Raw genomic sequence first — 613 nt, forward strand, 5'->3', positions numbered from 1 at the left:
ACCATCGACTACGTCAAGGAGCGCAAGGCCTTCGGCAAGGCGGTCATCGATTTCCAGAACACCCAGTTCAAGCTGGCCGAGCTGAAGACCGAGGCCACGATCGGCCGCGTCTTCTACAATGACTGCGTCGCCCGCCACATCGATGGCGGCCTCGATCCGGTCACCGCCTCGATGGCCAAATACTGGCTTAGCGACCTGCAGGGCAAGGTGGTCGACGAATGCCTTCAATTGCACGGCGGCTATGGCTACATGAATGAATACCCGATCGCCCGCATGTTCCGCGACGCTCGCGTCCAGCGCATCTACGGCGGCACCAACGAGATCATGAAATTGCTGATCGGGCGCTCTCTCTGAGCGCGGCGACCGGCAAACCCAAGGAGCAGGAAAATGGCCGAAGCTTACGTCTATGACGCCGTGCGCACGCCGCGCGGCAGAGGCAAGAAGGATGGCTCGCTGCACGAGGTGCCGGCGGTGCGGCTCGCCGCCAAAACGCTCGAGGCGCTGCGCGACCGCAACGGCCTCGACACCGGCACTGTCGACGACATCATCTTCGGCTGCGTCGACCCGGTCGGCGAGGCGGGCTCGGTAATTCCGCGCGCCGCCGCCTTCGAGG

At 64.1% G+C, this 613-nt stretch carries 1 protein-coding gene and 1 pseudogene; both read left to right on the forward strand.

Annotated elements, in window-relative coordinates; translation table 11 throughout:
• Positions 1-354: acyl-CoA dehydrogenase family protein (locus EN742_RS36975; RefSeq protein ID WP_281035069.1), on the forward strand; the 354-nt coding region annotated here is incomplete at its 5' end.
• 33 nt (positions 355-387) lie between these two features.
• Positions 388-613: pseudogene (locus EN742_RS36980) on the forward strand (acetyl-CoA C-acyltransferase); the annotation flags it as partial.

It is taken from the genome of Mesorhizobium sp. M4A.F.Ca.ET.020.02.1.1, assembly GCF_004022645.1.
Lineage (GTDB): Bacteria > Pseudomonadota > Alphaproteobacteria > Rhizobiales > Rhizobiaceae > Mesorhizobium.